Annotated in this window: 26 protein-coding genes and 2 pseudogenes; 10 read left to right on the top strand and 18 right to left on the bottom strand. The window is 55.0% G+C overall.

What is annotated here, in order from left to right:
* Positions 1–272: 272 nt before the first annotated feature.
* The 7 genes from ABMV07_RS11780 to ABMV07_RS11750 all read right to left on the bottom strand — a co-directional run bounded on the left by ABMV07_RS11780 (position 273) and on the right by ABMV07_RS11750 (position 5,135).
* A complete protein-coding gene (locus ABMV07_RS11780) occupies positions 273–524 on the bottom strand; it encodes a transposase (RefSeq protein ID WP_374064627.1) in 252 nt (83 codons plus the stop codon).
* 286 nt (positions 525–810) lie between these two features.
* On the bottom strand, positions 811–1,008 hold the full coding sequence (locus tag ABMV07_RS11775) for a hypothetical protein (RefSeq protein WP_374064626.1): 198 nt from the start codon (positions 1,006–1,008) through the stop codon (positions 811–813).
* Positions 999–1,268: a hypothetical protein gene (locus ABMV07_RS11770; RefSeq protein ID WP_374064625.1), complete on the bottom strand. Its 270-nt coding sequence runs from the start codon at positions 1,266–1,268 to the stop codon at positions 999–1,001. Before ABMV07_RS11770 ends, ABMV07_RS11775 begins: the two co-directional genes overlap by 10 nt.
* Before the next feature lie 257 nt (positions 1,269–1,525).
* Positions 1,526–2,959: a cardiolipin synthase gene (gene cls / locus ABMV07_RS11765; protein WP_088268320.1), complete on the bottom strand. Its 1,434-nt coding sequence runs from the start codon at positions 2,957–2,959 to the stop codon at positions 1,526–1,528.
* Positions 2,956–3,663, bottom strand: a complete 708-nt coding sequence (locus tag ABMV07_RS11760) for an exodeoxyribonuclease III (RefSeq protein ID WP_088268318.1) — start codon at positions 3,661–3,663, stop codon at positions 2,956–2,958. Before ABMV07_RS11760 ends, cls begins: the two co-directional genes overlap by 4 nt.
* Positions 3,664–3,667: 4 nt before the next feature.
* Positions 3,668–4,555, bottom strand: a complete 888-nt coding sequence (locus ABMV07_RS11755; protein WP_197693052.1) for a GNAT family N-acetyltransferase — start codon at positions 4,553–4,555, stop codon at positions 3,668–3,670.
* Positions 4,556–4,571: 16 nt separating this feature from the next.
* Positions 4,572–5,135, bottom strand: a complete 564-nt coding sequence (locus ABMV07_RS11750; protein WP_014317124.1) for a peptide deformylase — start codon at positions 5,133–5,135, stop codon at positions 4,572–4,574.
* On the opposite strand from ABMV07_RS11750, the gene ABMV07_RS11745 reads away from it, so the two are divergent.
* Genes ABMV07_RS11745 through ABMV07_RS11735 form a run of 3 tightly spaced genes read left to right on the top strand, consistent with a single transcriptional unit; the run spans position 5,134 to position 6,964 of the window.
* Positions 5,134–5,337, top strand: a complete 204-nt coding sequence (locus ABMV07_RS11745) for a DUF3263 domain-containing protein (protein ID WP_088268314.1) — start codon at positions 5,134–5,136, stop codon at positions 5,335–5,337. The genes ABMV07_RS11750 and ABMV07_RS11745 overlap by 2 nt on opposite strands.
* Positions 5,338–5,339: 2 nt before the next feature.
* Positions 5,340–5,888, top strand: coding sequence for a LytR C-terminal domain-containing protein (locus ABMV07_RS11740; protein ID WP_197689036.1), 549 nt, complete (start codon positions 5,340–5,342; stop codon positions 5,886–5,888).
* Positions 5,885–6,964: a glutamate--cysteine ligase gene (locus ABMV07_RS11735; protein ID WP_088268310.1), complete on the top strand. Its 1,080-nt coding sequence runs from the start codon at positions 5,885–5,887 to the stop codon at positions 6,962–6,964. The genes ABMV07_RS11740 and ABMV07_RS11735 overlap by 4 nt, the downstream gene beginning before the upstream one ends.
* Here ABMV07_RS11735 and ABMV07_RS11730 read toward each other — a convergent pair.
* From ABMV07_RS11730 to ABMV07_RS11715, 4 genes are all read right to left on the bottom strand, one after another.
* Positions 6,907–8,067 (bottom strand): glycosyltransferase family 87 protein, encoded by a 1,161-nt coding sequence (locus tag ABMV07_RS11730; protein ID WP_197689851.1) that lies wholly within the window; start codon positions 8,065–8,067, stop codon positions 6,907–6,909. The two genes, ABMV07_RS11735 and ABMV07_RS11730, sit on opposite strands and share 58 nt — an antisense overlap.
* 167 nt (positions 8,068–8,234) lie before the next feature.
* Positions 8,235–9,608 carry a dipeptidase gene (locus ABMV07_RS11725; RefSeq protein ID WP_374064624.1) on the bottom strand — a complete coding sequence of 458 codons (1,374 nt, stop codon included), beginning with the start codon at positions 9,606–9,608 and terminating at the stop codon, positions 8,235–8,237.
* Between the two features lie 104 nt (positions 9,609–9,712).
* Positions 9,713–10,150, bottom strand: a complete 438-nt coding sequence (locus ABMV07_RS11720; protein ID WP_374064623.1) for a hypothetical protein — start codon at positions 10,148–10,150, stop codon at positions 9,713–9,715.
* 40 nt (positions 10,151–10,190) lie between these two features.
* The gene (locus tag ABMV07_RS11715; protein ID WP_374064622.1) at positions 10,191–10,352 is read right to left on the bottom strand and encodes a hypothetical protein; all 162 of its coding nucleotides are present in this window, start codon (positions 10,350–10,352) and stop codon (positions 10,191–10,193) included.
* A gap of 377 nt (positions 10,353–10,729) precedes the next feature.
* Between ABMV07_RS11715 and ABMV07_RS11710 the strand changes: the two genes are divergently transcribed.
* Positions 10,730–12,109, top strand: coding sequence for an IS3 family transposase (locus ABMV07_RS11710; RefSeq protein WP_010934530.1), 1,380 nt, complete (start codon positions 10,730–10,732; stop codon positions 12,107–12,109).
* 68 nt (positions 12,110–12,177) lie between these two features.
* Here the strand turns inward: ABMV07_RS11710 and ABMV07_RS11705 are convergent, their stop codons facing one another.
* Complete coding sequence (locus ABMV07_RS11705; RefSeq protein WP_374064592.1) at positions 12,178–13,527, bottom strand: IS256-like element IS1132 family transposase; 1,350 nt, start codon at positions 13,525–13,527, stop codon at positions 12,178–12,180.
* 256 nt (positions 13,528–13,783) lie between these two features.
* On the opposite strand from ABMV07_RS11705, the gene ABMV07_RS11700 reads away from it, so the two are divergent.
* The gene (locus ABMV07_RS11700) at positions 13,784–13,912 is read left to right on the top strand and encodes a hypothetical protein (RefSeq protein WP_268831107.1); all 129 of its coding nucleotides are present in this window, start codon (positions 13,784–13,786) and stop codon (positions 13,910–13,912) included.
* A 118-nt stretch (positions 13,913–14,030) separates the two neighbouring features.
* Positions 14,031–15,410, top strand: a complete 1,380-nt coding sequence (locus ABMV07_RS11695; RefSeq protein ID WP_010934530.1) for an IS3 family transposase — start codon at positions 14,031–14,033, stop codon at positions 15,408–15,410.
* 75 nt (positions 15,411–15,485) lie between these two features.
* Here ABMV07_RS11695 and ABMV07_RS11690 read toward each other — a convergent pair.
* Together ABMV07_RS11690 and ABMV07_RS11685 are read right to left on the bottom strand one after the other, a co-directional pair.
* A pseudogene (locus ABMV07_RS11690) lies at positions 15,486–16,677 on the bottom strand (IS1249 family transposase).
* A gap of 168 nt (positions 16,678–16,845) precedes the next feature.
* Complete coding sequence (locus ABMV07_RS11685; RefSeq protein WP_374064592.1) at positions 16,846–18,195, bottom strand: IS256-like element IS1132 family transposase; 1,350 nt, start codon at positions 18,193–18,195, stop codon at positions 16,846–16,848.
* 537 nt (positions 18,196–18,732) lie between these two features.
* Here ABMV07_RS11685 and groL point away from each other — a divergent pair.
* From groL to ppk2, 4 genes are all read left to right on the top strand, one after another.
* A complete protein-coding gene (gene groL, locus ABMV07_RS11680) occupies positions 18,733–20,376 on the top strand; it encodes a chaperonin GroEL (RefSeq protein ID WP_196977663.1) in 1,644 nt (547 codons plus the stop codon).
* A gap of 692 nt (positions 20,377–21,068) precedes the next feature.
* Positions 21,069–21,203: a hypothetical protein gene (locus tag ABMV07_RS11675; RefSeq protein WP_268828342.1), complete on the top strand. Its 135-nt coding sequence runs from the start codon at positions 21,069–21,071 to the stop codon at positions 21,201–21,203.
* Between the two features lie 107 nt (positions 21,204–21,310).
* The gene (locus tag ABMV07_RS11670) at positions 21,311–22,147 is read left to right on the top strand and encodes an SGNH/GDSL hydrolase family protein (protein ID WP_374064621.1); all 837 of its coding nucleotides are present in this window, start codon (positions 21,311–21,313) and stop codon (positions 22,145–22,147) included.
* Between the two features lie 409 nt (positions 22,148–22,556).
* Entirely contained in the window at positions 22,557–23,453 is an 897-nt protein-coding gene (gene ppk2 / locus ABMV07_RS11665; RefSeq protein WP_088267740.1) for a polyphosphate kinase 2, read from the top strand.
* 402 nt (positions 23,454–23,855) lie between these two features.
* Here ppk2 and ABMV07_RS11660 read toward each other — a convergent pair whose 3' ends face one another.
* From ABMV07_RS11660 to ABMV07_RS11645, 4 genes and pseudogenes are all read right to left on the bottom strand, one after another.
* Complete coding sequence (locus ABMV07_RS11660) at positions 23,856–24,083, bottom strand: integrase core domain-containing protein (RefSeq protein ID WP_097784562.1); 228 nt, start codon at positions 24,081–24,083, stop codon at positions 23,856–23,858.
* 156 nt (positions 24,084–24,239) lie between these two features.
* Complete coding sequence (locus ABMV07_RS11655; RefSeq protein WP_196977667.1) at positions 24,240–24,647, bottom strand: IS3 family transposase; 408 nt, start codon at positions 24,645–24,647, stop codon at positions 24,240–24,242.
* Positions 24,648–24,749: 102 nt separating this feature from the next.
* Complete coding sequence (locus ABMV07_RS11650) at positions 24,750–24,944, bottom strand: transposase (protein WP_088267741.1); 195 nt, start codon at positions 24,942–24,944, stop codon at positions 24,750–24,752.
* Between the two features lie 87 nt (positions 24,945–25,031).
* Positions 25,032–25,298: pseudogene (locus ABMV07_RS11645) on the bottom strand (Cys-tRNA(Pro) deacylase); the annotation flags it as partial.
* Positions 25,299–25,333: the final 35 nt, after the last annotated feature.

Here is a 25,333-nt window from a genome sequence, read left to right as displayed (position 1 = left end):
GAGTTTATCGGCTCTTCCGGTTTTAGAGTGCATTGATTAGTTCGCCGGGGGTTCGGGCGTGGCACTACGCGGAGTAGGACGTTTTCCACAACCATGACTTGGCTGGGCTTGGCTGGCGTTGGTGGGCGTTGGTGGGCGCGCCACCCCCGCTCACCCCCGAAAAAGACGGCACTTCACACCAAATCTGCCCAAACGACCGGTTTTCTTGCGATTTGGTGTGAAGTGCCGAGAAAAATCCTTCGAAATACCCCCGTTTAGTAGCTCTTCCGGTTTTAGAGTGCACTGATTATGTGTCGCATGTTGACGGCGTGAATCAGGCACCACAAAATGTAGTGGTCGAAGCAGACGAAGATGTCCTTGCAGCACTTGTTCATGATCCTACCCAACTGCGCGATCTCAGCGATCCTAGCGTCTTTCATACCAACAAACGTGTCAATGAGCATGCTCATGGCTTTGTTAGCTGCTTGCTTGTTGGTAGTAGTACCAGGTCTGTTGTAGCGGCGCGTAGCCGTCGTCGAAGTCAAACAGTTTTTCAAGCCTCCTACGGGGCTTGTCAGTCAGCAGGTGCATGGGTGGTCAACAGTGTTGTCCGGTTGCGGTAGAGCAGGTCTTTGCTCCCGGCCACGCCGGCCTGTTGTTTCTCACTAAAGCTTGGTGCGGCACGTGGTGAGCTTGCACCGGCTAGGCGTACAACGTGGAATAGGTCTATGACTTAGGTGGTGTTGAAAATGACGTCGCCAGCGGCGGTGGCATAGCCTTGGAAGCTGTCCATGCTGGTGATTTTGACCTGATTATGAAACTTCGCTTTGATTATTCAGCCATGTCCGCAAACGCGTCAGTGTTTCTTCCTGGGGCAACGTCAAGAAGCTGGGTGGGGCGGATGACGTTTCCATCGCGCCATGTGTGTCGGTTGTGCGACCAGCGATGCTCATCAACACCGATGATCTTGACCCCGTTGAGGTAGTGCTTGTCGTTGTAGATCACGTCGCGGACAGCGGCTAAGGCCAAGGCGTTGCGGGATTCAGTGGGTCACCTTGTCCGTGGTCGTTGAATTGTCGGGCGCGTAGGTAAGGCCAGTGCGGAAGATCTTTTTGTAAGTAGTGCTTGTTGGTGCACCGGTAGTGTGGAAGGCGCACATAAAGGCGGGTTGGGTAGCTGATGATGGGTAGATTGACTAGGCTGCGGATGACGTGGTCGCGGATTACTTTAGGCTGCCCGCACGTGGGGTATTCATTGATGGGCTCGGCTTCGATGATGGTAACTATCACCGTGTTCTGTGGCCCTGGTAATAGTTTCTCCTAGTTCTGCGGTGCGGTAGATGGTATCGACGATGGCATTTCCGTTGGGCTGCATAATAGGTTCTTGGTTTTGTACGGATGGTTTAGACACCCTTTTTTCCTACAAAGCCAAGGACCCTAGTATCTTGTGCCATGCCCGAACCCCCGGCGAACTAATCAATGCATTCTAAAACCGGAAGAGCCAATTTATCTAACTCGCCGGACCGATTTCTTTGTCTAGCCAGCGGTTATTGCAGCGCTGAGGTCAGTTTCATGATGTTGTCTACGTAGCGGCGGACGAATCCGCGCTGGTTCCATTCTTCGAGGGTGAGTTCGGTGGAGTTTTCTTTGTAGGTTTCGGCTAGTTCGTAGAGCAGGTGGGTGAGTTGGCCTTGGAGTGTCATGAGGGAGACTTCGTAGTTGAGGCCGAAGCTGCGCATGTCCATGTTGGAGGAACCCATCACGGAGACGGCCACGCCGTGGGGGTCTGCGATGAGGAACTTGCTGTGGAGCACGGCGGGGGCGTGGTAGCGGTAGATGTGCACGCCGGCTTCGAGGAGTGCTTGGTAGTAGCTGGATTGGGCATGGTCGACCGTGAATTGGTCGGCTTGTTCGCTGACGAGGAGTTCTACGCGGACTCCGCGGTAGCAGGCGGAGGTGACTGCTTCGAGCATGGATTCGTCGGGAATGAAGTAGGGGCTGCACATGATCAGCTGGTTTTTGGCGTGGTGGATCATTTCGTTGAACAGCCGGAGGTTTGGTTCGGTGCTAAATCCTGGGCCGGAGGGGACGATCTGCATTACGTCGCCGTGGTCGGCCGGGGGTACTTCGAATTCTGGGACGATGTGGCTTTCTTGGGACCAGTCGACAACAAAGACGGTGTTCATGGAGGCCACGATGGGGCCTTCGAGTTCTACCATGACGTCGATCCAGTGGCGGCCTTTGGAGCGATTGCGTGGGGTGTAGTGCGAGGCAATCATGTTTTGGGAGCCGAGGAAGCCGCGTTGGCCGTCGATAATGAGGAGTTTGCGGTGATTGCGCAGGTCGGGGCGGCGGAAGCGCCAGCGGAAGGGTTGCAGGGGCAGCATGAGGTGGAAGTCCACTCCGATGGCGGTGAGGCGTTTGCCGAGGCTGCGGTAGCCTGGGTATTTCCAGCTGCCTACTTGGTCGAAAAGGAGGCGGACTTCTACGCCGCGTTGGACTGCGCGTTCAAGGGCGCGGAAGAACACGTCGGTGGTGTCGTCCCAAGCAACGATGTAGATCTGTACGTGGACGTAGTCGCGTGCTTGGTCTACGGCATCGGCCATCGTTTGGATGGTTTCTTCGTAGTCGGAGTGCAGCTTGACTGATCCGGTGGTGGCCGTCATGGCGGTGAGCCGACGGTTCATGCGAATCATGGAGGTCAACTCGGGGCTTTGGACGGTGTCTGGCGGGTAATCGGGTACGTGGGATTGGCGCTCCCTGATCATTTGGAAGGCTCGGCGTTGAACGTCGTGTCGACGTCGGTTGATGTAGGGGCTGCCCATCAACAAGAAGAGGGGTAGGCCTACAAAGGGGAGCAACAAAATGGCGAGGAGCCATGCGGTGGAGCTGGAGGGACGACGGCCTTCAGGAACGAATCCGATGGCTACGATTTTGATGGCGTAGTCGATGATCAGGCCAGCTGTTTGCCAATCTATCAATAGTCCACCACCACTGGGGCATGATCGGAAGCCCCCTTGCCCTTGCGCTCTTCGACGTCAATGAATCCGCCGGTAGGTGTCATGTTGGAGAGCTGGAAGTCGATGCGCATTCCTTGGTTTTTAGGGAATCGGCCAGCGGTGTAGTCCCAGTAGGTGTAGCCCTCGGGGGAGGTGATCGGCATGATGTCGGTCAGTGCTTCGAAGGCTTGGCGCTCGGGTTCGGTGACGTGGGTTTTGCCTTGGAAGAAGTCGATGTCCCAGACGTCGTCGTCGGTGGGGGCGATGTTGAAGTCGCCGCACCAAACGGTGCTACCGGTGACGCCATGATTTTGGAGGGCGTAGAGCCAGCGTAGTTTGTAGTCGTAGTGGGGGTGGGCGATTTCGCGGCCGTTGGGTACGTAGAGGCTCCACACGCGTACACCGCCGCAGATAGCCCCGATGGAACGTGGTTCGAATTCCTCATAGTTGGGTTGCCCAAAACTGGTGAGCACATCGTCGATGCCAACTCGGGAGAGGATGGCTACGCCGTTCCATTGGTTGATGCCAAAGTGGGCGGCTTCGTATCCTTTGAATTCGGGGAATTGATCGTCACGGCATTTGGTTTCTTGCATGGCAAGGACGTCAATGTCGTGACGTTCGAGGAAGTCCTGTATTCGGTCTACTCGCGCGCGGGCGGAGTTTACGTTCCAGTTGGCAATGCGCATGTTGCTAGGATACCCGCACGTACTTGTGACGATGATGTTCCACGAACCCTAATTTGTGGTACAACCCAATTCCGGCGGCATTGCTCTCAATGACCTGCAGGTATGCGGTGTGTGCGCCGTGGGCTTTACCCCATGCGAGCATGGCCGCGCCGAGTTCGGTAGCAAGGCCTTGTCGACGATACTCCGGTGCTACTTCCACCGCGGAGTAACCGAGGTAGCTGTCGGTGATGGTGCCGCGGGTAATAGCCACGGTTTTCCCGTCGCGTTTGATTCTGCCGAAGCACATGCGGCCGTCGATAGTTGTGCGCAATAGTTCAAGTGCGTGGCGGGGCAGGGCTTTGCCGCGGAAGTGGTAGAGCTCGAGCCAATCGTCGTCGGGTTGGTCGAGGAATTCCGCGTGGACGTCGTCAATTTCGGCAACGCTGTCTAGGGGGTGCGTCATCACGATGATCTCGGGGCCGTCGCCTGGGATCGCAGGGGCGATTCTTTCCGGCACCAAGATCAGCGCTGGCAGGTTGTGCCGGCGGTAGAATTCCTTGATTTCCTCGTAGGGCACGGGTGTAAACAGGGCTTGTGGGCCCAAGGGGGCTGCTGAGTTGGAACGCTCGGTGACACCGTCGCCGGCACGCAGCAGCCACTGCCCACACCACGTGTGCTCGATACCTGGGAAAGCTTTGGCGGTGGCTACTTCGATGGCACGGATGTCTGCGTTGCGCACGGTGCGCGGACTGAGCCGCTTAATCATGAGCGGATTGTCAATGCGCACAGGCTCGGCGTTCGACGGCAAACCGCCGCGTGCGTGCGGGCGCACGATCAGCGGATCGACGTTTAAAACGTGCCCAATGGTGTCAAATTCCTCTTGGCGGACCACAATGCGGTCGCCGACCTGCACCGGACCGGTGCGGAATTTAGTGGAACGGATCAGGGTCCACCCCCGGCATCCAGGTCATACCCGCAGTCCAACCGTTGCGTTTGATGGCTTTTTTAGCTTGGCGCTTCCACCGGCCGATCAGGGTGTCGGTGTAGAGGAAGCCGTCGAGGTGGCCCACTTCGTGCTGGAAGCAGCGGGCGAGGAATCCGGTGCCTTCGTAAACCACGGGGGTGCCGTCGGCTTCCAGGCCGGTCACGCGTGCCCAGTCGGCGCGTCCGGTGGGGAAGCCTTCACCTGGGACGGAGAGGCAGCCTTCATCGTCGCTGCCGTCGTCGGCAGGCATGGTTTCGGGGATTTCCGAGGTTTCCAGCACGGGGTTGATCACACAACCGCGGTGGAAGTGGCCCTCGTCGTCAGGGCAGTTGAACACGAAAAGCCGCAAGCCAACGCCAACTTGGTTGGCGGCAAGACCTACACCACGAGCTGCTTCCATGGTTTCATACATGTCTGCAATGAGGTCTTGGACTTCTGCTGGGTCGCTCACGGGGGCAGTAGGGTTATGGAGGACGGGATCTCCACAAATAACGATCGGACGAATCATGCCTATAGATTATCTTGACTTGCTCGCATTCGAAGAAAAAGCCCCGCGCAGCCTCGGTGCCAAAGAGGAAGCCATCCGCGAACTTGGGCTTACGCCGGTGCGTTATTATCAGGCGCTCAACGTAGCTATCGACGACCCCACTGTGATCGCCGAGTACCCACTATTAACGGCACGACTCCGCCGCCGCAGGGACACACGCTAGACTTGAACCTTGTGAAACAACTGCCGTTGCGTGGAATTGCCATGATCCTCATCGCCGTCGCCCTCATGCTCGGCGCGTGGGGAGTCTACTCAGTCACCTCTGATAACTCTTCTAGTGCACCAAAAACCAGCACTGCCGAGGCATCCGAGCAAACCCCCGCGGAGAAGTCCGCACCGCAGGCACCAGCTGCGTCTGATACTCCTGCCGCCTCCGACGCGCCGGGCGAATCCGCTGCGCCGGCCGAAAAGGCCCCAGCCGACAAGCCTGCTGATAAACCTGCAGCTGATAAACCTGCTGCTGAGCGCCCTGTGCCGGTTCGCGTGCTCAACAACTCCACAGTGCAAGGCCTTGCTGCCCAGGTTGCTGATACCCTCCGCAGCCACGGCATAGATGTGGTCGAGGTTGGCAACCTTCCAGACGCGGTTGTTCCAGAAACGACCGTGTTCTACCCAGCTGGCCACCAAGCACAGGCTCAAAAGATTGCAGATCAGCTGCATGCGGTTATCGCACAGCATGACAATCCCGACATCGTAGTGGTTACAGTCCAATGATATTTCCGCCCTCGCCCCCAACCCTAGGCGTCGAATGGGAAGTAGCGCTGGCCGACCCGCACTCACGTGACCTTGTGCCCCGTGGACACGAGGTAATTGAGAAAGCCACAACACATTTGGAACGCGAGTTCCTTGCTAACACAGTGGAGCTGGTGACGTCGGTATGCAGCACCGTCCCAGAAGCCATTGAGGAGCTGCGCGAGGGCATTGAGGAAGTCAAAGCCATTGCAGCCGACATGGGTTTAAAGGTGTGGGCTGCGGGCTCGCACCCCTTCTCGGACTTCCGCAAGCAGCCAGTCAGCGAAAAAGGCCACTACAACGAGATCATCGAGCGTACCCAGTACTGGGGTAACCAGATGCTGATCTGGGGTATCCATATCCATGTGGGTATTTCCAGCAAGGATCGTGTGTGGCCCATCATCAACGCCATGCTCACCTACTACCCCCACCTGTTGGCTTTAACAGCCTCCTCTCCAGGGTGGGATGGCATTGATACCGGCTATGCCTCTAACCGCACCATGTTGTACCAGCAGCTGCCGACGGCAGGCCTGCCCTACCAGTTCCAGAGCTGGGATAAGTGGGAGTCCTACATGGCGGATCAGAATAAGTCCGGCGTGATTAACCACACCGGTTCTATGCATTTTGATATTCGCCCCACCCACTATGGCACTGTGGAGGTCCGTATTTGCGACTCCACCAACCTGCGTGAACTTTCCGCAGCCGTAGCACTGACGTACTGCCTGATCGTGGACCTTGAGCGGAAACTCGACCGCGGCGAGGAACTGCCTACCTTGCAGGATTGGCATGTTGCCGAGAACAAGTGGCGTGCTGCTCGCTATGGCATGGACGCGGAGATCATCATCTCCCGTGACACCGACGAGGCATGGGTTACCGATGAGCTACGCGCACTGGTGGAGCGCCTTAGCCCGCTTGCCCGTGAGCTCGGCTGCTACGACGAACTCCAAGGCGTGCTCACTATTTGCGAGGCGGGTGCCAGCTACCAGCGCCAGCGCACTATTTACAAAGAAACAGGTTCTTGGTTGCCGGTTGTCGACGCCGTCCTCGACGAGATGTAACCCGCGATCGGGCTGATGATTGCATAGCCTACGATGAACACCAAGCCCGATACGCAGAACCAGTCTTTGAACCAGTCGTGGAAAAACAGCAGGTGCGGGGAGAACATCGCCACTGAGATTACGGCGGCTGCCACTGCGCCGAGCTGGGCGAGCGCCCAGTGCGAGAAGTCCATGGCTATGAAGATAGCCACAACCGCCGGCACGACCCACACCCAGTGGTGGTACCAGCTAAACGGCGACACCAAGCAGGCGGTAATGCCACCTAGGGCCAGCGACATGGTGGGGTTGTTGCGCGCCCGCCAGAATCCGAAGCCGGCCACGAGGAGGACGGCGATGATGGCGGGAATCCAGTACTGTTCGGCGTCGAGACGCACGAGCACCGCACGAAGCGACTGCGCACCAGGGTTGGTCTGGGTGCCCACGCGGGAGGAATCAAAAATCTTCTTGGTCCAGAAATCCCACGCGTCTGGTACCCACACGCCCGCAGCGACCGTCGCCGCGAAGGTGACCACCGCGCTTGCCGCCGACCACCAGCGTCGTTGAACCAGCAGCACCACAATGAAGATCGCGGGGGTGAGTTTGATACCCGCAGCAAGCCCGATTCCGATGCCGGTGCGCTTGTGCGGCAGGAAGTCCATGGCCACGAGGAACATGAGCAGCAGGTTGATCTGCCCGTAGAAGAAGCTATCGCGGATCTCGATCAGAGTCATAAAGCCTGCGGCCATGGCGATTGCGGCGATCACGCCACCGGCGGTGAGCTCCTTGCGCGCGAAGATCATCAGGATGACCGCGAGAAGGGCCACAAAGTTCGCACTTTGCCACACGACGGTCAGCATGTTGTCATCCATGCGGGACAAGAACTTAAAGATCAAGCCAGCAAATGGGGTGTAGGTAAAACCGAGGTCGTGGTAAAACACGCGGTCGTAGAGGTGCCCGCCGCGGTCGAGCACCAGGCCGGCCTTCTTGTAGATGGCTAGGTCGAGCGGCGGGAACCATTCGCTAAAGCGCCGGTTGGAGCCCAACGATGACTGTTGCACCAAAAACCACGCAAACAACGCAGTGAACATGGCGGTGATTGAGGGTGCACTTTTCATACCGACCATTAAAACAGGATTTTTGCACGGATGGAGAAAACGCGGCGCAGGGGTGGTGGCCGCGGTGAGCAATTTTTGCGCCTTAACGACGTTTCCCAAGGGGCCTTCCTGCGGAAATGCAGGCTTTGGGTACAAACTGTGCTTACGCTAGGCCACCAGGCACCAAGCCCCGCGCGCTACTTGCCGTAGCTGAGCAGGAAGGCTGCTTCTGCGACGGCGATGTCGCGGATTTCGTTGGGGTCAACGGATTCGTTGGGAGAGTGGATGGTGGCTTGTGGGTCTTCTACGCCGAAGAGAGCGAGTTCTGCGCGTGGGACTACTTCGAGGAGTTCGGAGCACAGTGGGATGGATCCGCCGGAGCCGATTTTGACGGTGTCGTCTTGGCCGTATGCGCCGGCGAGGCAGCTGTTGAATAGTTGCATGGCGGGGCCATCGAGTTTGGCGGAGAAGGGTTGGTTGGCGTCGTCGTAGGTGACGTCGATGTGTGCGCCCCATGGGACGTGGTTTTTGAGGTGTTCGACGAGTGCATTTGCTACTTCGTTGGCGTCCATTTTTGGTGGAATACGCAGGTTGAGGCATGCAGATGCTACTGGTGGGACGGCGTTAATGGCGTGGTCGACTGGGGTGGAGGTGAAGCCGATGATGGAGATTGCTGGGCGAGCCCAGACCATGTCGGCTGGGTTGTCGTTTTCGGTGCCCATGATGGTGGTGCCTTCAAGCATGGTTGCGTCTTTTTTGAAGGCTTCGCGGTCGTAGGTGCCGCCTTCCCAGTGGGCAGTGCAGTCGACGCCGTCGATGGTGGTGCGGCCGTGTTCGTCTTTGAGGGTGTCGAGGAGTCGGATGAGTGCTGCGGTTGCGTCTGGTGCTGCGCCGCCGAATGCGCCGGAGTGTACGCCGGATTCGAGGGTGCGGAGGGTGACGGTGACGCGTGCGCCGCCGCGGAGGGTGGTGGTCATTGTGGGGATGCCGACGGCTTGGTTGCCGGAGTCGGCGATGAGGATGACGTCGGTGTCGAAGAGTTCTGGGTGCTTTTTGATGAGGTCGGAGAGTTCTGCGCCGCCTTGTTCTTCGGATCCTTCGACGAGGAATTTGATGCCGAGTTTGGTGCCGCCGGCTTCTTTGACTGCGCGGAGTGCGGCGAGGTGCATGGCGATGTTACCTTTGCAGTCGGCTGCGCCGCGGGCGTACCAGCGTCCGTTGCGCTCGGTGAGGGTGAAGGGGTCGCTTTCCCAGGCGGCTGGGTCGCCGGCGGGGACTACGTCGTAGTGGCAGTAGAGGAGGACGGTGGGTGCGCCGTCTTCTGGTTCTTTGGTACCGATGACTGTGGTTGCGCCGCCGTCATAGGGGTATTCGGTGACGTTGAGGTCGGCTTCTTTCAGTGCGTTGACGATCCAGGCGCAGGCTGCGGCGTGGTCTTCGGCGCATTCTGGGGTGGAGTGCACTGAGTTGTAGGAGGTAATTTCGCTGAGGTCTTTGAAGATGCGCTCGCGTTGTTTTTCTACGAGTGGTCGGACGGTCTGGATAGCTGTTTTTGTCATGCTCTCCAGCATACGTTGCGACTTCAGTGTTGTAATTGTTGGGTGCTGTGAAGTTTTGCTTATCGACGTTCACCAGCGGGGTCGGCCAAACTACGCTGCTTGGCCGGTGCGGGGAATTAGAAGTGCGGCAGTCCGTTGTTTTTGAGGAAGGTGTTGGCGGTGGTGCCGATGCTCATGGGAGTGAGCGCACCTGCGACGATGGCCAAGATACCTGCGATGAAGTCGCCGACGGAGGAGCCCCTTTCTTGTGGCACGACTGGTGATTGAGCCTGTGGTGCTGGAGCTGGTGTTGGCTCAGGCTGTGGCTGTGGCGCTGGCGTGTTCAGCTTTTCCAGTTCGGCTTGGCGCTGGGCTTCTTCGCGTTCGAGGCGTGCTTTGTCTTCTGCTTCTTCTTCGGTTTCGTGCTTAGCTTGCTCTGCTAGCTTGTCGTACTCTTTTTGGTATGCGGCTTCGGCGGCATTAACGCGTGTTTCTTGATCTTTTGTCTTGGTCTGCTTTTTCTTGGAGCAGCTTTTCGGCTTTAGCCTTGACGATTTCGTATTTTTTGGCCTCAACGGCTTTTTTGAGATCTTCGGACTCTTGGGGCAAGAAGCCCTAGGGGTCGATCTTGTCAAGCTCTTTGATGAGCGCCTCAGCTTCTGCTGGGGTTGCGGCATTGACAGCTGCGGCAGCATCGTTCAAGACCCCTACGGGGGTAAACAGCCGCCATACCCCCCGCACCCATTCCTTGCCCCTTCCGAGAGGATCAGCACCCATGGACGGGTAGTCGATATAAATTTAATCTAGGGTAAGAAATAGTTTGACACGATCCCCGAGCCATGCCTATACTGAAATAAATTCAAACAATCCGGTTTGAACACATCCCCAAAAAAAGAAAGGTGCAACTGTGTCTTCTTTGTCAAGCCTCGGTTTAGACCTCCTGCACGTCGTTGATAACCTCTTCGACTCGTTCTTCAATTTCTTAGAGAACCTTCTCGGTGGTGGTATAAAACCGGAGGATATACTCCCGCTCTAAATAGAACAACGTAAGCTCCCCACTCCATTGGAATGGGGAGCTTTTCTCGTTTTCCCGTTAAACGATTTTGGCTTAAGGGTCAAAAGGGGATGCGGACGGAATCTTGGAGGATTCCATTATGAACCGTTCCTACACCAACACGCAGAAGCGCACAGCACTGCGGGTCTACAAACGCACACAATCAGTGACTAAAACAGTCCGCGAACTCGGCTACCCAGGCAGATGGACCCTGTATAAATGGCTACGCGAGCCCAAAACCCCACCACAACCACGTAAACAAGCCAAAACCCTGACCCACTACCCATACGAAGTCAAACTTCGCGCAGTAGAACTTTTCCACAATGGTTGGCGACCAGCTGATATTGCCCAGGAATGCTGCCTGCACACTCACGCCAGCGTCTATGCTTGGGCGCAACGCTACCGTGAGGAAGGACAATGGGGCTTGATGTCGAAAAAAGAACGCGCAGGCCATGGCCGCATCCCTACTAAAGCAGCACTAGAAAAATCATTGCCGGATAATCCAACACAGTTAAAACAGCAGATGGCCACGCTGCTGGTAGAAAAAGCCGTGTTGGAAAAGGAGCTGGAAATTATAAAAAAAGACGTAAGCGTCATCCCCGGTCAGCTGAGTAATAAGCACAAAACCGACGTGGTTGACGCTTTGCGTAGCACGTTTCCATTAGCAATGCTGCTCGCTGCTAGTGGTCTTGCTGCATCCAGTTTCTATTACCACCTGAAAAAACGACGCATGCCTGATAAGCACGCAGCTATTCGCAGCATGGTGCACCGCATCAGTTCTGATTCACATAATACCTATGGTTATCGCCGTATCTGGTGGCAATTACGACATTTAGGCATAACTATCAGTGAAAAAGTAGTTCGCAGGCTCATGCGCGAAGAAGCAATTACGGTGCGGTTTCCGAAGCGGAAGGTGAAATATTCCAGTTATCAAGGAGAAATTTCTCCGGCTCCGCCGAACCTGGTCAACCGTTGTTTTCATGCCACTGCTGCGAATACGTTGTGGCTGACTGATATTAGTGTTTTCGCTGCGAATGAGGGGCGGGTGTATTTGTCTGTGATTATTGATTGTTTCGATGGCAAAGTCGTTGCTGCTAAGACGAGTGTGAATCCCACTATGGAGTTAGCAGAATCTACGCTGCAGGCCGCTATTGATGCTGAGGGTCTTCCACCGGATGGTTCATTAGTGATTCATTCAGATCGTGGTGTGCATTACCGTGGTCGGAGTTGGCATAGTCTGACTGCGAAATATGGCATCGTTCGTTCGATGTCGAAAAAGGGGTGTAGTCCTGACAATGCGGCATGCGAGGGGTTTTTCGGGCGGATGAAAAATGAGATGTATTACGGCAAGAGGTGGCAGACAATCCAAGAGCTTGACGATGCCATTGCTGCTTATATCGAGTTTTATAACAATCATCGCATTAAAGTTAGTCTCAATGGTATGAGTATCGCGCGTTATCGCATGGCTGCGGTAGCGTGAGGTTGAAAGTGTCTAACAAAACGTCCGCATCCCCGAGTGTCCGATTGTTTGTGTGCGGGGGGCTTGGTTTACAAGTAGTCCGCGAATCGGTCGGGGTAAGCCACGGCTAGTTGGTTGATGGCTTGTTTCCACCCGGTGGCTTTCGCTCCTTCAATATAGCCGTTGCATTCGATGGCGCGCTTCGCTTTCTTCGCTCGCTGGGCAGCGCGCTTGTCCTCGATGTTGCAGATCATCAGCCACAGCGTTTTCAGCGCCGCGGTATCGTTCGGGAATTGCCCCCAGTTACGAGTAGCTTTACGCAGTTGAGCATTGAGCGATTCGATCGAATTCGTGGTGTAGAGTACCCGCCGTGCCGCAGGCGGGAACTGCAAAAATGGCACAAACCGGTCCCAGGCGTCGCGCCAGACTTTGACCGATTGCGGGTATTTACGGCCCAGTTCACTGGCCTCGAATGCGTCCAGGGCGGCGCGGGCGGTGTCCTCGGTCGGTGCGGTGTAGACCTCCCGTAGCGCACTTGATACGGGTTTGCGGTCTTGGTAGGACACCCACCTGTTGGCCGCCCGGATCAGGTGCACGATACAGGTCTGCACCATGGAATTCGGCCAGGTTGCCTCCACGGCTTCCGGCAGGCCTTTGAGCCCGTCGCAGCAGACGATGAACACGTCTTGGACCCCACGGTTGGCAAGGTCAGCGCACACGGATGCCCAAAAACTGGCGCCTTCATTGTCTGCGATCCACAATCCCAGGATGTGCTTGATGCCGTCCATGTCGACGCCTACCGCCATGTAGCAAGACTTGTTGACCACGCGGTGGCCATCGCGGATCTTCACTCGCAGCGCGTCGAGGAAGATCACTGGGTAGAACTCGTCGAGCTGGCGGTTTTGCCAGATCATGACCTCTTCTAACACCGCGTCGGTAATGGTGCTGATCGTATCTGGGCTCATATCCACCCCGAGGGTGGTGGCGAGGTGGTGGCAAATATCGCGCACGGTCATCCCACCGGCGTACAGGGAGATGATCATGTCATCAAGCTCCGTCAGACGGCGGGTGCCTTTAGGCAGCATCCGCGGCGTAAACGTGCCAGCTCGATCCCGGGGCATAGTCACATCAAAGGTGCCGTAACCAGAGTTGACGGTTTTGGTGTACGACCCGTTGCGGTGATTGCCACCATCCGGGGTGCCCAGCTGGGCTTTCGCCGTACGATCAGAGTGCGCGTATCCTAGATGCGCGTCCATTTCAGCCTGCAGACCAGCGTTGATCGATGCCTGCAAAAGACCTTTGACCAGGTCGCTGGCATCATCGGTGGAAGTCGACAACTCGCCGATCAGTTCGGCGATTTCCGGATTTTCCATCAGCTTAGCGCTGATCTCGTTGACCCTGTTCGGGTCATGACCTTTCCTCGGTGACACGGTAGTCATTATCAGTGAAACTCCTTCTGGATCAGAGCCTCACACACAAAACACCTGACACCCTCTGAACATATCTTCACGGTCAAAGAATATGAGGCACCAGACAGACATATACGTTCATAATGTCTGAGGCACCACTGACCCTTCGCGCTCATAATCAGTAAGGTACGTCGATAGTTTGACACGATCCCCGAGCCATGCCTATACTGAAATAAATTCAAACAATCCGGTTTGAACACATCCCCAAAAAAAGAAAGGTGCAACTGTGTCTTCTTTGTCAAGCCTCGGTTTAGACCTCCTGTACGGCGTTGATAACCTCTTCGCCTCGTTCTTCAATTTCTTAGAGAACCTTCTCGGTGGTGGTATAAAACCGGAGGATATACTCCCGCTCTAAATAGAACAACGTAAGCTCCCCACTCCATTGGAATGGGGAGCTTTTCTCGTTTTCCCGTTAAACGATTTTGGCTTAAGGGTCAAAAGGGGATGCGGACGGAATCTTGGAGGATTCCATTATGAACCGTTCCTACACCAACACGCAGAAGCGCACAGCACTGCGGGTCTACAAACGCACACAATCAGTGACTAAAACAGTCCGCGAACTCGGCTACCCAGGCAGATGGACCCTGTATAAATGGCTACGCGAGCCCAAAACCCCACCACAACCACGTAAACAAGCCAAAACCCTGACCCACTACCCATACGAAGTCAAACTTCGCGCAGTAGAACTTTTCCACAATGGTTGGCGACCAGCTGATATTGCCCAGGAATGCTGCCTGCACACTCACGCCAGCGTCTATGCTTGGGCGCAACGCTACCGTGAGGAAGGACAATGGGGCTTGATGTCGAAAAAAGAACGCGCAGGCCATGGCCGCATCCCTACTAAAGCAGCACTAGAAAAATCATTGCCGGATAATCCAACACAGTTAAAACAGCAGATGGCCACGCTGCTGGTAGAAAAAGCCGTGTTGGAAAAGGAGCTGGAAATTATAAAAAAAGACGTAAGCGTCATCCCCGGTCAGCTGAGTAATAAGCACAAAACCGACGTGGTTGACGCTTTGCGTAGCACGTTTCCATTAGCAATGCTGCTCGCTGCTAGTGGTCTTGCTGCATCCAGTTTCTATTACCACCTGAAAAAACGACGCATGCCTGATAAGCACGCAGCTATTCGCAGCATGGTGCACCGCATCAGTTCTGATTCACATAATACCTATGGTTATCGCCGTATCTGGTGGCAATTACGACATTTAGGCATAACTATCAGTGAAAAAGTAGTTCGCAGGCTCATGCGCGAAGAAGCAATTACGGTGCGGTTTCCGAAGCGGAAGGTGAAATATTCCAGTTATCAAGGAGAAATTTCTCCGGCTCCGCCGAACCTGGTCAACCGTTGTTTTCATGCCACTGCTGCGAATACGTTGTGGCTGACTGATATTAGTGTTTTCGCTGCGAATGAGGGGCGGGTGTATTTGTCTGTGATTATTGATTGTTTCGATGGCAAAGTCGTTGCTGCTAAGACGAGTGTGAATCCCACTATGGAGTTAGCAGAATCTACGCTGCAGGCCGCTATTGATGCTGAGGGTCTTCCACCGGATGGTTCATTAGTGATTCATTCAGATCGTGGTGTGCATTACCGTGGTCGGAGTTGGCATAGTCTGACTGCGAAATATGGCATCGTTCGTTCGATGTCGAAAAAGGGGTGTAGTCCTGACAATGCGGCATGCGAGGGGTTTTTCGGGCGGATGAAAAATGAGATGTATTACGGCAAGAGGTGGCAGACAATCCAAGAGCTTGACGATGCCATTGCTGCTTATATCGAGTTTTATAACAATCATCGCATTAAAGTTAGTCTCAATGGTATGAGTATCGCGCGTTATCGCATGGCTGCGGTAGCGTGAGGTTGAAAGTGTCTAACAAAACGTCCGCATCCCCAAAAGTGTGTCCGCTCGGCGTGTCGCCGGGCGGACATTTCTTTATTGCATGGGGCCTTTGCGGATTCCTATGTTGTGTTGGTATTCGGTTGGGATAGCGTTGTCGTAGAAGGCTGGTCGTCCTGTTTCTTGGTCGGCTGTGTTGTGGTCTTCTGGGACGAGATCGGGAACTTTTCCGAGTTGATCTTGTCCGTAATTGCACTGCCTGGCGATCTCGAGTGGGTCGTCAGGCAGCTGCGTTTTCGAGTGCAGGTACCACTCGAGCATCTTGCGTTGTCGTTGCCCGGATCTGCCGCGATGCGCATCGGCGATGCGTTTGAGTTGTGCGTTGATGCCGCCTTCTAGGCTGTTTGTGGTTGCTGCCCACCGGGCCGGTTCGAGTGCTTCTGGCGGGGGTTGGAGATAGGCAAACAGCCAGTTGTTGCGCGATAAGTGCAAAAGCGAGTTGTATGCCTTTCGGACCCGGATATGTGTGAATTCCCATTGGTGGCTGGGGGTGCGGCGCTTTTTGGGTACGGGTGTTTTCTCGTTCAGGAAGTCCTTGTAGACCACCCCGAACTCGTGCAGTCTGATGGTCCACTGGCGTGCCTGGTCCAAGGTGGTGATCTTGGTCAGTTTCAGCGCTAGGGTATAGATCGCTTTGCCGGCGTCGGTGCGTGGTCGTGATGTGGTGTAGCGACGGATGACGCGTTGGGCGTGGACGAGGCAGCGCTGGATCATGGTCGTGGGCCAGCAGGTTTTAATCCGCAGTAAGTGCGCCTTGTCCGCCGTCGAGGACGACGCATAACGGTTGGGCGATACCGCGCAGCAGTTGTGTGTAAGCGTGGGTTGATTCAGTTTTGGCCCAGTGCCATGTGATGACGTGGTTGTGGCTTGCTGCTACGAGCAGGCAGCCGGCGTCGGTGTAGGTGCCGTCGATGAAGATCTGGTCGTAGACCCTGTTGGGGTCTGGGGTGTTGGGAACATCGATGAGCCAGAACGGTTCGAATCGGCGGTCGAGGGTCCATCTGCTGACTCCGGCATCGCAGGCGATCTCGGTTAGTGATCTCGTGGAGGTCACGTATCGGTGAAACGCTTTGAAGTCGCGGGTTTTAGTCAGATCAGGCCGACGGTAGGTGGTGGAAGATCCACAGTCAGGGTTCTTGCACCGCCATCTGGTCGTTCCTTTTGTGGTGGTGCCGTTTTTCTTCATTTGCCCAGTACATACTGGACATCGTGGTCTGTTTGGTGTCACCGGCAAAGGCTAACCAGCATCTAGCTACCACACTGAAGCGCCGTTCCGGCGGATTGAACGAGAAACGGGCGCGAATAAGGACTAAATCCTTATTCAAGCCCGATTTGTATAGTCTGATCTGCGGAAATCGCAGAGAGTGTCCGATTGTTTGTGTGCGGGGGGCTTGGTTTACAAGTAGTCCGCGAATCGGTCGGGGTAAGCCACGGCTAGTTGGTTGATGGCTTGTTTCCACCCGGTGGCTTTCGCTCCTTCAATATAGCCGTTGCATTCGATGGCGCGCTTCGCTTTCTTCGCTCGCTGGGCAGCGCGCTTGTCCTCGATGTTGCAGATCATCAGCCACAGCGTTTTCAGCGCCGCGGTATCGTTCGGGAATTGCCCCCAGTTACGAGTAGCTTTACGCAGTTGAGCATTGAGCGATTCGATCGAATTCGTGGTGTAGAGTACCCGCCGTGCCGCAGGCGGGAACTGCAAAAATGGCACAAACCGGTCCCAGGCGTCGCGCCAGACTTTGACCGATTGCGGGTATTTACGGCCCAGTTCACTGGCCTCGAATGCGTCCAGGGCGGCGCGGGCGGTGTCCTCGGTCGGTGCGGTGTAGACCTCCCGTAGCGCACTTGATACGGGTTTGCGGTCTTGGTAGGACACCCACCTGTTGGCCGCCCGGATCAGGTGCACGATACAGGTCTGCACCATGGAATTCGGCCAGGTTGCCTCCACGGCTTCCGGCAGGCCTTTGAGCCCGTCGCAGCAGACGATGAACACGTCTTGGACCCCACGGTTGGCAAGGTCAGCGCACACGGATGCCCAAAAACTGGCGCCTTCATTGTCTGCGATCCACAATCCCAGGATGTGCTTGATGCCGTCCATGTCGACGCCTACCGCCATGTAGCAAGACTTGTTGACCACGCGGTGGCCATCGCGGATCTTCACTCGCAGCGCGTCGAGGAAGATCACTGGGTAGAACTCGTCGAGCTGGCGGTTTTGCCAGATCATGACCTCTTCTAACACCGCGTCGGTAATGGTGCTGATCGTATCTGGGCTCATATCCACCCCGAGGGTGGTGGCGAGGTGGTGGCAAATATCGCGCACGGTCATCCCACCGGCGTACAGGGAGATGATCATGTCATCAAGCTCCGTCAGACGGCGGGTGCCTTTAGGCAGCATCCGCGGCGTAAACGTGCCAGCTCGATCCCGGGGCATAGTCACATCAAAGGTGCCGTAACCAGAGTTGACGGTTTTGGTGTACGACCCGTTGCGGTGATTGCCACCATCCGGGGTGCCCAGCTGGGCTTTCGCCGTACGATCAGAGTGCGCGTATCCTAGATGCGCGTCCATTTCAGCCTGCAGACCAGCGTTGATCGATGCCTGCAAAAGACCTTTGACCAGGTCGCTGGCATCATCGGTGGAAGTCGACAACTCGCCGATCAGTTCGGCGATTTCCGGATTTTCCATCAGCTTAGCGCTGATCTCGTTGACCCTGTTCGGGTCATGACCTTTCCTCGGTGACACGGTAGTCATTATCAGTGAAACTCCTTCTGGATCAGAGCCTCACACACAAAACACCTGACACCCTCCATTAACCAAATGGTCGTGGTCTTTCCCGCCGCTTTGATAAGTACCTATAATCCGACCCTACACACAAACCACTTGACACGCTCGCTATTCCTGTTTGAAAACAAAAGCACCAATTTATAGTTGCATCAATATCCAAGCCTTTATATAACAGAAAAATTATGAACTTAGATACTTTTTTATAAATATGCGCCCGCTGTACAAAATTCTGCTACGCAAGTTTTTCTATTCCTTGTATATATGTCTTACGCTGACAGCGATAAATCTTGCACTCGTACCCGTAGACTGCTAAAACGGACTTAGCACTCAATCTAACCGAGTGCTAAACAAATGAACATATGAGAGACAGATCAGCGGGTGAGGTTGGTTTACACTCGCCACCGTGCCGTCGCGGGCGCCTGCTGGGTTGTTTAAGGCGTGAGTGTCGTCCTGCGAAAGTTCTCAAGAGTTTTACGCCTCTATATATAAGGAGCACAAAGTTTCATGGCAAAGATGATTGCCTTTGACGAGGAAGCGCGTCGTGGTCTTGAAAAGGGTTTGAACACTCTGGCAGATGCTGTAAAGGTAACGTTGGGCCCTAAGGGGCGTAACGTTGTTTTGGAGAAGAGCTGGGGCGCTCCCACCATTACTAACGATGGTGTCTCGATTGCTCGCGAGATTGAGCTCGAGGATCCGTATGAGAAGATCGGCGCTGAGCTGGTTAAGGAAGTCGCTAAGAAGACTGACGACGTAGCTGGCGACGGCACCACCACTGCAACCGTTTTGGCTCAGGCACTTGTTCGCGAGGGTCTGCGCAACGTTGCTGCTGGTTCTAACCCAATGGGTATTAAGCGCGGCATTGAGTTGGCTACAGCTAAGGTCACCGAGGCTCTGTTGTCTTCCGCTAAGGAAGTTGAGACTGAGGAGCAGATCGCTGCTACCGCTGGTATCTCTGCTGCCGATCCAGCTATCGGTGAGCAGATCGCTAAGGCGATGTACGCAGTTGGTGGAGGCAAGCTGAACAAGGAATCCGTAATCACGGTTGAAGAGTCCAACACCTTTGGCGTGGATCTCGAGGTTACTGAGGGTATGCGCTTTGATAAGGGCTACATCTCCGGTTACTTCGCTACCGACATGGAGCGCCTTGAGGCTGTTCTGGAAGACCCATACATTTTGCTGGTTTCCGGCAAGATCTCTAACATCAAGGAACTTCTCCCATTGCTGGAGAAGGTTATGCAGACCGGCAAGCCACTGCTCATCATTGCTGAAGATGTTGAGGGCGAGGCTTTGTCCACCTTGGTTGTGAATAAGATCCGCGGCACCTTCAAATCTGTTGCTGTTAAGGCGCCAGGTTTCGGTGACCGCCGTAAGGCTCAACTGCAGGATATGGCTATCCTGACCGGCGGTCAGGTTATCTCTGAAGAGGTTGGCCTCTCCCTTGAGACTGCTGATCTGCCATTGCTGGGTCGCGCACGCAAGGTTGTTGTGACCAAGGATGACACCACCATCGTTGAGGGTGCTGGCGATTCCGCTCAGATCGACGGTCGAGTGAACCAGATCCGCACCGAGATCGAGAACTCTGACTCTGAGTATGACCGTGAGAAGCTGCAGGAGCGTCTGGCTAAGTTGGCTGGCGGCGTAGCAGTTATCAAGGTCGGCGCTGCTACCGAGGTCGAGTTGACCGAGCGCAAGCACCGCATTGAAGACGCTGTGCGTAACGCAAAGGCTGCTGTGGAAGAAGGCATCGTTGCCGGCGGTGGCGTAGCACTTCTCCAGGCGGCACACGTTTTAGCTAACGACCTTGACCTGGCTGGCGATGAAGCCACCGGCGTTAAGATCGTCCGTGAGGCACTTTCTGCACCACTGAAGCAAATCGCTCTCAACGCAGGCCTTGAGGCTGGCGTTGTGGCAGACAAGGTTTCCCACCTGCCTGCAGGCGAGGGGCTCAATGCTGCGACTGGTGAGTACATAGACCTGATGGCTGCAGGTATTAACGATCCAGTGAAGGTTACCCGTTCTGCTTTGCAGAATGCTGCTTCCATTGCGGCTTTGTTCCTGACCACCGAGGCTGTTGTGGCTGACAAGCCAGAGCCGGCAGCCCCCGCAGCTATGCCAGGTGCTGACGAGATGGGCGGCATGGGCTTCTAAACAACCCATACCTCTATATATAAAGGAGTGGCGCGCACTGCGTGCCACTCCTTTTATGTTTTTGTAGATGGGTAAGATGCGTGTAGACGAGTGTTTTTCAGTTATTTTTGCATAGCGTTGGAGTATATAAAAGGTCTTTCTGTGCGTAGCGAAAAAGTTGCAACACCCCCGTAATGGGGTACTTTTAGAAAAAGTGCTAAGTGTGTCTTTTATAATTTTTCGAGAATCGTCAGGTGGGGTCTAGGCGTTACATGGGGGGTGAAGGAGAAGGGTTTGTGTAAAAAATTAGGTTTGCATAGTGCCAGTTAATAGATGTGGGGCGGGGATTAGATAAATTGATGGGGGTAAAAGTGACGAGGTTATTTCATTGCAAGAATGCTCTTTAACGAGCGTGAATGATCAATAAATACTCAGGAGAAGGGTTTGAGAGCTCTTCAGTTTGTGCTAGAGTGGCGCGCAGGATCTCCTCTCGTGAGGAGGGGTCTGTGAAATTTCCAAAACCGGTTCTGGTTAACTACCAGACTTTCTTTATAGGAGAACATGATGGGTTCCGTCTATACTCACATTTCTAACTTTATCGACACCTGGGAAGGCTGGGGCAACCTAATCAAAGGTCTTGTGAAGCTGCTTGATCTCAGCACGCTCTTCCCTTCCAAGTAATTTGGGTTCACTACTAGCAAAGGACTAAAAATATGTCTTCCGACTTCGTCTTCTATCCCCTCTATTTCATTCTTGACTTCGTTAAAGACTTTTCTGATCTCTTGAAGGACAACGGTATCATTGATATCGCTAAAGGCCTGAAGACCCTGATCGGTCTGTGGAAGTAATCATTTTGTGATTTCTTAACGCTCAAGGGCTCGGCTTCGGCTGGGCCCTTTGCTATGTCTTCAGCAATTCTTTTAATCTCTACCTTGCCTCGAATAGAGTTTCCCTCATGAAAAAGCTGTCTGGCGTATTTGCCGCTGTTGCTGCTGCAGTAAGCATCATGTCTGTCCCAGCTGCATCGGCTGCAGAAGGCAATCTAGTAAATTTTGGTGACTCCATCGCTGCAGATTCCCCCACGTTCGCGTACATCGGTAACCGTATTGCGCGCACATTCCAGTATGGCTCGTCCATCCCCGGCAAAAACTGCATCCAAAGCCCTACCAACTACGGGCACCAAACCGCGCAGCGCCTCGGCCTCGCGATCGCAGACTACTCATGCCCAGGGGCGACGTCGGTAGCCAACGGCCCAAAGTTCTTTGACCAGGTAGAACAAGCGCTTGCCGACGGGACCCTCAACGCCGGTACCCGTCGAGTGCTGATTACCCAAGGCTTTAACGATGCCTACAACCTGAAGGGTTGGGACCAAGACCATATTCGTGGTGCATACGTGGATGCCATGCGCCCCCAAATCGATCGTATTCGTTCCGCCGCACCGAACGCGCGCATTCAAATCGTCGGCTATCTGCCCATCGCAGATAACGGTCGAGCCTGCTTGTTCCACGTATTGCCGTCCGGCGCAGCCTTTGCTGAGTGGCGCAAGCTCCCGTTCGCCGCAGTTTCCTACTGGGAAGACACCGCACAGTGGATGAACGTCGACCTAGCTAATGCCACAGGAACCGAGTTTGTGGATCTTAAAGTCCATGCAGGAAACCACGGCATGTGTGCGCCCGACCACGAGCGATGGTTCGCAGGGATCGTCGATTTTACAGCAGGTGGTGGGAACATGCCGCTGCACGTGAATAGTGCCGGACATGCCGGAATCGCGGATATTCTAGCTAGAAGTTAAAAAGAATGGCTCCCTACCGAAAAACAGTAGGGAGCCATTGTGTCACTCAGGAGCGCAACACCTAGCTGCAGATCAAGCCGGTGGCGTCGTCACTCACCGGAACGAAGGTGGAAGAAATCTGCGCCAAGGTTGGTCAAAAACTTAGACAAAGACTCAAGCATATTAGCTCATCTTCTATAGGCGAACGCTAGCCCCTTGCGGTGTACGGCCCAGAGTGTACATACGAATAACTAGCTATGCAGCCCCACCAAGCGACACAGCATGCCTAATATGTTCGAAAAAGTGCATGAATTCCCACCACACAGCGTTATCGAACGCCGACAAAAATGCATGCAGCGAACACGAAAAATGCCCAAAGTGACGCGCCAATCTGTGGTGACGCGGAAGATAAAAGGACTAAAGTAAGAGTATGGCTGACCACAAAGACGAGCTTCCTATCATCGACCTTGCGGCGACAGAGGGGTACATCGTTGACGACTCGGATGAAGATGACCCAGTGCTGTTAGCCCCCGATGGAACACCCATCGACACGTGGCGCGAAAGCTATCCCTACGAAGAGCGGATGACGCGCGACGAGTACGAGAAGACCAAGCGCGCACTCCAGATCGAGCTATTGAAATGGCAGAACTGGACCAAAGACACAGGTCAGCGACACATCATCCTGTTTGAAGGTCGCGACGCTGCCGGCAAAGGCGGCACCATCAAGCGCTTCAACGAACACCTGAACCCTCGCGGTGCCCGCACTGTGGCACTAGAGAAGCCGTCGCCACGCGAATCCACCTCGTGGTACTTCCAGCGCTACATCGAGCACTTCCCATGCGCCGGCGAAATCGTATTCTTCGACCGCTCCTGGTACAACCGCTCCGGCGTGGAACGTGTCATGGGATTCTGCACCGAATCCCAACACGCCGAATTCCTCCGCGAAGTACCCATGCTCGAAAACATGATCCTAGGATCCGGCATCTCACTGACCAAATTCTGGTTCTCCGTCACACAGAAAGAGCAACGCACCAGGTTTGCCATCCGACAAGTCGACCCCGTGCGCCAATGGAAACTATCGCCAATGGATCTCGCCTCACTCGACCGGTGGGCCGACTACACCCGCGCGAAAGAAGAACAATTCCGCTACACCGACACCGACGAAGCACCGTGGATCACCATCCGCTCTAACGACAAGAAACGCGCACGCATTAACGCCATGCGCTACATCCTGAGCAAATTCGAGTACTCCAACAAAGACCACGAACTCGTTGGCGAACCCGACCCGCTGATCGTCATGCGCGGCCGCGACCGAATCGGGGACTAGGGATCTCGACGTAGCCTGATGGAACCAGAGGGCGTAATAGCAGGCTACGTGGGGTTTTGCGGTGGGGATGAAAACTGGGGGAGTAGCCTTGGTATATACGTGATACATCATATGTGCCAAGTTCAGCGTATGGGGTAGCGCAGAGATAATCTTTGGGAAAGCATTGGGATAGTAGCCGGAAGAGTCTATTATTAGGTGGCCTGCCCAGAACTAACCGGAGAAAATTTAAGTGCCACCCGGATTTCCTACATGCTCGTAACAAAAACTTCTTAAAATTATAAAGAAGCATTGCGGGGAGCCTATTAGGAAGAAAGGGAAGCCATCAAGTTTTCTGCTCACCGTATACGCAAAAGAGATTTACTTTTGCAGTACGCAGCAAAGACTTTTGGGCCGGGCTGGTTTTTAGGACCGGACGGTTTGAGTGCCTTCCTGGGTGTGGTGCCATTGGTTGGCGTACTCAGTCGGCGGGATAAACCCTAGGCTCGAATGAGGATAATAGTTATCATAGCGCTTCGACCACAGTCGCAGGCAACGCGACACATGGGCGGGGTCGTCGAACATCTCGTCTTCTAGCAGCTCGTCGCGTAGCCGGTTGTGGAAGGACTCCACAGACCCGTTATGCCATGGCATTCCCGGTGGGGTGAACGCCTCGACGGTGTCTTGCTTAGCTGCCCACCCAGCCAGCTCACGTTCTCCAGCAGGTCAATCACCGCAGTAGCAGTAATTGACCGAGCGACCTCGAAACCACCATGCTCACCGGTGTACTCGTCGATCACGTTGCAGATCTTAAAAGGCTTTGCCTTGGTAGTCGCTATCGAACTGGAAGTCCAGTGCCCACACATGCCCCAGAGATGTCGCTGGCTGCGTGCGCGGCGTTGGCACAGGCAAGCACCATTGCTTACCAGCTTTGCGAGGCAAGACCCGCAACCCCTCTTGGTGCCACAGGTAGTACACCACATCACGGCCACAGGTAAAACCAGCCTGCCGGGCTTTCACCCAAGCGCGGCGATAGCCCCAGCGTCGGTGCTCACCAGCGAAGGTGACGAGCCACCTGCGTAGAGCAGCGTACTTATCCACGCTGGGCTGCTGGTGGCGTGTGCGGGCGTTGTAGTACGCCGCTTCTAGATACCCCGACCACGCGACAGGCGAAGCGCACCGAATAGCCCACAGATACAGCGTAATCGATGGCTTCATATTTGCGTGCCGGGGTCAGAATTTTCCCTCCGCAAGCTCCTTCAGTAGCGCTTTTTCTAACTCGACTTCTCCGAGTAGGCGCTTGAGCTTGGCGTTTTCTTCCTACAGTTCTTTAAAGCGGCGGGGTTTACTGCGGGACATCTCGCCGTACTGCTTGATCCAGCGATGGTAGGTTGCCTCGCTAACACCGAGGTCGCGGCAGACTTCGGCCACGGTACTATCCGAGGCCTTCATGGATCGGGCTTTATCAAGCTTGGCCACGATCTGCTCAGGAGTGTGTTTTGAAAACTTCTTCATGATTATCAGTCTTCCTGCCTAACAAGGAGCTGTCACGGAAGACACGATCAAACCGCATGGTCTATTTAATCCAGCCCAGACCAATACGCCAAGGGCAGCGGCCGCTTTCTTGAGGCTTAAATGGTGCGTGGTGGGAATCACGCATACCGCCAGCTCGCGGCGCGGGCCCTTGCCTGCGGTGAGATCGATGATGAGCGTTTTCAGCACGCGCTCGGGTTCTACGTCTAAGCCCGCCGCGGCATGATCACCAAAGTGATCCTTGCCCGCTTCAAAGGTGGATACGGAGTGCTTAACTCCGGCATCTTCGATGACTTTCAACGCCGGGGTAGCGGCATGCGGGGACTTTTTGGCCATATAGGAATTTTAGCGCGAGACGTTAGGATAGATTG

The organism is Corynebacterium belfantii, assembly GCF_041898185.1.
GTDB classification, from domain to species: domain Bacteria; phylum Actinomycetota; class Actinomycetes; order Mycobacteriales; family Mycobacteriaceae; genus Corynebacterium; species Corynebacterium belfantii.
This window is presented reverse-complemented; position numbering and strand designations above follow the sequence as displayed.

What these genes read in the sequence shown, in the direction of transcription:
- ABMV07_RS11670 (WP_374064621.1), top strand. Translation starts at nt 21,311, where the DNA reads ATGAAAAAGCTGTCTGGCGTATTTGCCGCTGTTGCTGCTGCAGTAAGC.
- ABMV07_RS11735 (WP_088268310.1), top strand. Translation starts at nt 5,885, where the DNA reads ATGATATTTCCGCCCTCGCCCCCAACCCTAGGCGTCGAATGGGAAGTA.
- ABMV07_RS11675 (WP_268828342.1), top strand. Translation starts at nt 21,069, where the DNA reads ATGTCTTCCGACTTCGTCTTCTATCCCCTCTATTTCATTCTTGACTTC.
- ABMV07_RS11660 (WP_097784562.1), bottom strand. Translation starts at nt 24,083, where the DNA reads ATGCCATGGCATAACGGGTCTGTGGAGTCCTTCCACAACCGGCTACGC.
- ABMV07_RS11725 (WP_374064624.1), bottom strand. Translation starts at nt 9,608, where the DNA reads ATGCTGGAGAGCATGACAAAAACAGCTATCCAGACCGTCCGACCACTC.
- ABMV07_RS11655 (WP_196977667.1), bottom strand. Translation starts at nt 24,647, where the DNA reads ATGAAGCCATCGATTACGCTGTATCTGTGGGCTATTCGGTGCGCTTCG.
- ABMV07_RS11750 (WP_014317124.1), bottom strand. Translation starts at nt 5,135, where the DNA reads ATGATTCGTCCGATCGTTATTTGTGGAGATCCCGTCCTCCATAACCCT.
- groL (WP_196977663.1), top strand. Translation starts at nt 18,733, where the DNA reads ATGGCAAAGATGATTGCCTTTGACGAGGAAGCGCGTCGTGGTCTTGAA.
- ABMV07_RS11760 (WP_088268318.1), bottom strand. Translation starts at nt 3,663, where the DNA reads ATGCGCATTGCCAACTGGAACGTAAACTCCGCCCGCGCGCGAGTAGAC.
- ABMV07_RS11705 (WP_374064592.1), bottom strand. Translation starts at nt 13,527, where the DNA reads ATGACTACCGTGTCACCGAGGAAAGGTCATGACCCGAACAGGGTCAAC.
- ABMV07_RS11730 (WP_197689851.1), bottom strand. Translation starts at nt 8,067, where the DNA reads ATGGTCGGTATGAAAAGTGCACCCTCAATCACCGCCATGTTCACTGCG.
- ABMV07_RS11685 (WP_374064592.1), bottom strand. Translation starts at nt 18,195, where the DNA reads ATGACTACCGTGTCACCGAGGAAAGGTCATGACCCGAACAGGGTCAAC.
- ABMV07_RS11650 (WP_088267741.1), bottom strand. Translation starts at nt 24,944, where the DNA reads ATGAAGAAGTTTTCAAAACACACTCCTGAGCAGATCGTGGCCAAGCTT.
- ABMV07_RS11695 (WP_010934530.1), top strand. Translation starts at nt 14,031, where the DNA reads ATGAACCGTTCCTACACCAACACGCAGAAGCGCACAGCACTGCGGGTC.
- ABMV07_RS11710 (WP_010934530.1), top strand. Translation starts at nt 10,730, where the DNA reads ATGAACCGTTCCTACACCAACACGCAGAAGCGCACAGCACTGCGGGTC.
- ABMV07_RS11715 (WP_374064622.1), bottom strand. Translation starts at nt 10,352, where the DNA reads ATGGGTGCTGATCCTCTCGGAAGGGGCAAGGAATGGGTGCGGGGGGTA.
- ABMV07_RS11745 (WP_088268314.1), top strand. Translation starts at nt 5,134, where the DNA reads ATGCCTATAGATTATCTTGACTTGCTCGCATTCGAAGAAAAAGCCCCG.
- ppk2 (WP_088267740.1), top strand. Translation starts at nt 22,557, where the DNA reads ATGGCTGACCACAAAGACGAGCTTCCTATCATCGACCTTGCGGCGACA.